General features: G+C 51.8%; 6 protein-coding genes. 5 read left to right on the top strand and 1 reads right to left on the bottom strand.

The features are described from left to right. The first annotated feature begins 90 nt into the window (after window positions 1-90). From C7B77_RS24725 to C7B77_RS24715, 3 genes are all read left to right on the top strand, one after another. On the top strand, window positions 91-882 hold the full coding sequence (locus C7B77_RS24725; protein ID WP_181244018.1) for an ATP-binding protein: 792 nt from the start codon (window positions 91-93) through the stop codon (window positions 880-882). A 28-nt stretch (window positions 883-910) separates the two neighbouring features. Then, window positions 911-2,071, top strand: a complete 1,161-nt coding sequence (locus C7B77_RS24720; RefSeq protein ID WP_106311190.1) for a coiled-coil domain-containing protein — start codon at window positions 911-913, stop codon at window positions 2,069-2,071. A gap of 89 nt (window positions 2,072-2,160) precedes the next feature. Then, entirely contained in the window at window positions 2,161-3,201 is a 1,041-nt protein-coding gene (locus C7B77_RS24715) for a TolC family protein (protein ID WP_146138501.1), read from the top strand. Window positions 3,202-3,251: 50 nt separating this feature from the next. Here C7B77_RS24715 and C7B77_RS31530 read toward each other — a convergent pair whose 3' ends face one another. Then, window positions 3,252-3,377, bottom strand: coding sequence for a hypothetical protein (locus C7B77_RS31530; RefSeq protein WP_281261386.1), 126 nt, complete (start codon window positions 3,375-3,377; stop codon window positions 3,252-3,254). Between the two features lie 158 nt (window positions 3,378-3,535). On the opposite strand from C7B77_RS31530, the gene C7B77_RS24710 reads away from it, so the two are divergent. Together C7B77_RS24710 and C7B77_RS24705 are read left to right on the top strand one after the other, a co-directional pair. Further along, window positions 3,536-3,952, top strand: a complete 417-nt coding sequence (locus C7B77_RS24710) for a DUF6932 family protein (RefSeq protein WP_106311184.1) — start codon at window positions 3,536-3,538, stop codon at window positions 3,950-3,952. A 15-nt stretch (window positions 3,953-3,967) separates the two neighbouring features. After that, window positions 3,968-4,396, top strand: coding sequence for a helix-turn-helix domain-containing protein (locus tag C7B77_RS24705; RefSeq protein WP_106311181.1), 429 nt, complete (start codon window positions 3,968-3,970; stop codon window positions 4,394-4,396). Window positions 4,397-4,456: the final 60 nt, after the last annotated feature.

Below are 4,456 nucleotides of genomic sequence, written 5' to 3'. Positions count from 1 at the left end.
ATAGTTGCAGTTAATCTGGGTTCGATTTTGCGATGATTGCGGGTTTGATGATTTATAATTGCGGGTCGCTACATGTACCACCCGATCCACATGGCTTCCAACCTGGGCATCAACCCACTGACGATCAACCTCGATCCTGAAGGTGGCGGCTCGAAGCTCCAGGCCATTTCCGTCGCGGCGACGCTCAGACGGGCGTTGGTGATGGGGACTAACCAGGAAGGATTGTTGATTCTGATGATTCAAGAACTATACGAACGGTTTGGGATTACGCAGGAGGATCGGCAGACCTGGACGCGCAAACCGCCGCATCTGGGCAATTTAGAAGAAGCGATCGACGCTCGCGCTGAAGGCGGTTGTAAGGATGCTAAGGCACTGCAAATTAAATTAGCCGCCACCTTTCAATATGGGGTGTTCTCCCGATCGCAAATCGATTTAAGTGCGGGGAAATTAGTTAGAGTCGATCTATCGAAACTGCCGCCAGAACTGGGCGCGATCGCGGCTGAGGCGATTTTAAAGCAAGTGATGGACTCCCACCGCCTCGCGGGAGAATCGCCCGCACTCAAAACCTTTGTCTTTGTAGATGAAGCCAAAGAATTAAAGGGATCGAAGACACTCGATCGCATTACCGCCGACGGTCGGAAGTACGGGCTGGGCGTGGTCTTGGCGACTCAGCGTGAAACTCATATCAGCCCCGACGTACTGGCAAATACGGCGACCAAAATTCTCTTACCCGTCGATGTGGCCGATATCAAGAAAGTCGCCAGCCGCTTCCGTTTTGACGCGGGACGCATCGCCAACTTAGGCACCTTTCAGGCTCTAGTCCGCACGGGGGGTACGGCGGTGGCATGTACGATCGAACCGTTTTTTAAGCGTCAGGCTTAGAGTCAGTGGATAGTGGGTAGTGAATTTTATGAGAAAGTATTTAGTCGTCGGTCTATCTTACCTAGCCGTAATCGCTTGGGGTTGTTTGCCAGTGCTGTCGAATCGGACGGGGGTGGCGGTGGCGAAATCGGATCGTGTAGCGTCGGCTGTACAGACAACTCAAGCACGAGCCGATAAAACTTCTACCCCATCGAGTAAGCGATTGAAGATCGAGATCGAGGTGACTAGCCCTGGTGACTTACTTGTGAAGGAGGGGCAGACGGTGGCAGCCAATCAACCGATCGCCGATCGGCAGTCGGAACGCTCGACGCTCTCGGCGCAACTTCAGGAAACTAAGTTAGCGATCGAGAAGCTGAAAGCTGCGCCCCAAGTTGACCCACTCCCACCAGCGGGAACCAAAGCACTCACCACCCCACCCCCGCAGTCGGCTTATACGGAGGAACGAGCGCAGATAACGGCAGCAGCGGCGAAGCTTCAGGATTTAGAACGCAAATATACGCTCGCCCAAACTGCGGCGCAGGCGACGCTACCGGAGACGGAAAAGGTGCGTGGGAGTAGGATCGCGATCGTCCAGGCGCAGGAGAAAATTAACCGACAGCAGCAGAAGATCGATGCCCTGAAAACGGTGGAGGAGAGCGATGAGGCGGTTAAAGACCACGAACTGACGAAATTACGCGAGCTAAATCGCACTCTCATTGAGGCGCAGACTAAGTTAGAACAGGATCTCGCGGCTGAGGGCATCGCCAAAGCCAGCAGATCGAGCCAGTTAGCAGACGCTCGATTTGAAATAACTGAAGCCCAGCGTGGCTTACAGCTTGCGAAGTCGCGATTGGTGACGGCAGCAGAAAAGCACAAACAGTCGGAGTTTGACTACCAAACTAAGGTCGCCGAACGCGACGATCGGGTGCAGCGGACGGAACTGGAGCGGGTGAAGCTGCAACAGACCACCCAACTCCAACAACACGATCGCGACTACCAGCTCGCGCAATTGACGCTCAAGCACAACCAAATCCAGAAACAGCTAGAGACGATCGGGGTAGTGCGAACTCCCCATCAGGGGACGATCCGGCGCGTGAAGCTCGTTTCCCAGCACGGTCACTTACTGCGCTATGAGGTGGCGTTGGTCTATACCCCCACCGCCCCGAAACCAGCTCGCCTGTCATCTCAACAGTGGCAGGTGGAGAATTAAGAGTTAAGAGTTAAGAGTTAAGAGTTAAGAGTTAAGAGTTAAGAGTTACTTTTTGTAGGTTTTGAGTTTTATGGGTGGGATAGGTAGTTGTGAGTTGTGAGTGGACGGGGAATTTAGTTCGATCGCTCTTGTGTGGGATGGCGATCGTGTTTGGGCTGGCTCCTGGGGCTTTGGCTGGACAATCGCCGCCGACAAATTCCAGTTCTGCACCACCAGTTGCGGTGACGGGCAAACAGACCGAAATAGTCCCTGTTGTAAATTCACCGTCACCCGCTCATTTGTCAGGAAAAACGATCGCACCCACACCACCACTGCCATTACCCTCGGTGCTAAGGGAAACGCCGAATAATCCGCTGGCTGCGCCGCCGGATATCGATGAGTTGCTGAAGGTACGGATGAGTGAGGATATTTGGGTGGCGATGTATTCGCCCTTAGTTTGTCTGGATACCACCCCCAACTGTATCGCCAAACTCCAGCAGGCGGCGGTGCAAAATAGTCCGGTAATTAAGGAACTCGAAGTGAAGGTGGCGACGGTCAACCAAAAGATTGCAGCGGCGAAGACTAATAACCAGCAGTCGCTGGAGTTGAGCATCTTCGAGCCAGCTCTCCAGGTGTTCTTGCAACGGGAGACGGTGGTAGAAAACGGGCAAAGTCGCAAGCTGGGCTTTGGCGAACGGGTGGGTCAACTATTTTCCAATCCTGGGGAGGTATTGGGCGAGTTATTGGGGGCGATCGGGATTCCGCTGCTGCGGGGGTTGTATGGGGGGAATGACGCACAACGCAGTCGGGCGATTCAAATTACCGATCTGACGGTGAAGGTAGCAGAAATGGAACGGATTAAAACCGAGCTGGCAGCGAAGACGCGGGAGAAGGTGCAACAGTTAATCCTCGATTTTGATGTGCTGGCGCGAGAATTTCAGGCGGAGCAAGCGATCGCTCAAACCGAGACGCGCTCGTTCAAGCTCTATGCGATTACCTATGCGGCGGGGGATGGGGATACTCATACCTATTTAAATCGCAAGGAAAAGCTAGACCGGACGAAGTTACAGGTATTCAAAAATTGGGCGCGGGTGCGGAATCAGATTACGGCGATTAAGAGCGTAGTGCTGCCCCAGATGCGGGGCGGCTGAGGTCGGGTGGGGAGGAAATTGAGGTACCTATAATTACCTTTATAGGTACTTCACATCCCGATCGACTTTTCGATCCGATCGGCTGGCTGCTTTAATTTGACCTCAATATCTGCGAACATAACATTAGTCCGATAATGCGGTTTTTCGGACTCAACTCGATTCTGTATATTACTCATGAGTGCTGTTGAAGTTGCTGGCGATCGCCAGTAGACATTAATTTCGGTTGTAGTTCGCTCATGCGAGCGATCGAACCCATGTTACTAAGGCTACGTGTTAAACTAGAGTCAACCCGCTTTTTTTAGCGGGTTAATCGATCTGCAAAGGTAGCGAACGAATGTCCATCCCAGAATTCAACGAGCGGGGCTGTTTACCGCCAGGACAACACATCACCACCTGGAGAGAGTTCTTGGAGCGATTTGGCACTAATCCTCACCGACTCAGACTTGCGACGGGTTTAGCCGCTGCCCTCCGCAAACTGGCGATTGCTGGCTGCACCCACGTTGTTATCGGCGGTAGCTTCGTCACAGCTAAAGAGCAACCTAATGATTTCGATGCTTATTTCGACGACTTTGGGTTGAATTTCGAGACGATCGACCCGATCTTTATCGACAGCGATGAAATGGAGCGACAGCAGGAAGTTTTTGGTGGCGAGCTTCAGTTTACATTCGGCTACGATCGATTTTTACAAACCGACCGCGATGGCAATCCTAGAGGAGTTATCGAGCTAAACCCCCAAGATTTAATTAACTAATAGTAGGTAATAGTTGTGATTAAAAACGAACGGCAATATAAGATTACCAAAGCTAAATTAGAAGATTTAGAAACAGCTTTGACAGCGATCGATCGCCACGATCCTCTCTTGCATCCCCGACAGATATTAGGGCGAGTTAATAGTTTAGAAAGAACTATTCGCGACCTTCGGACTGAAATTGATGAATACGATCGACTCAAAAATGGAGAGGTGGCTGAAATTGAGGTTAAATCTCTCGCCGAGCTGCCGATAGCATTAATTAAAGCCAGAATTGCCAAAGGTTTGACCCAAAAACAGCTCGCCGAACGAATTGGTATTCAAGAGCAACAAGTTCAACGCTATGAAGCTGCTGACTACGATACGATTAGTTTCGATCGACTGATAACTATCGCCCAAATCTTAGGAATTGACTTCGAGCGATCGGCCTCTTTGGCATTGCATTAAACGGGGCAGAGCGATCGGGCTGCGGCGGAGATCTACCCACCCCGTCGCTACGCGCCACCC

Origin of the sequence: Chamaesiphon polymorphus CCALA 037 (assembly GCF_003003845.1) — a bacterium.
Taxonomy (GTDB): domain Bacteria; phylum Cyanobacteriota; class Cyanobacteriia; order Cyanobacteriales; family Chamaesiphonaceae; genus Chamaesiphon; species Chamaesiphon polymorphus.
Note: the sequence above shows the minus strand (reverse complement) of the source record. Positions and strands in the feature narration are given on the sequence as shown.

Excerpts from the sequence above, each read along its gene's own strand:
- C7B77_RS24725 (WP_181244018.1), top strand. The coding sequence starts at position 91 with ATGGCTTCCAACCTGGGCATCAACCCACTGACGATCAACCTCGATCCT.
- C7B77_RS24720 (WP_106311190.1), top strand. The coding sequence starts at position 911 with ATGAGAAAGTATTTAGTCGTCGGTCTATCTTACCTAGCCGTAATCGCT.
- C7B77_RS31530 (WP_281261386.1), bottom strand. The coding sequence starts at position 3,377 with ATGAGTAATATACAGAATCGAGTTGAGTCCGAAAAACCGCATTATCGG.
- C7B77_RS24710 (WP_106311184.1), top strand. The coding sequence starts at position 3,536 with ATGTCCATCCCAGAATTCAACGAGCGGGGCTGTTTACCGCCAGGACAA.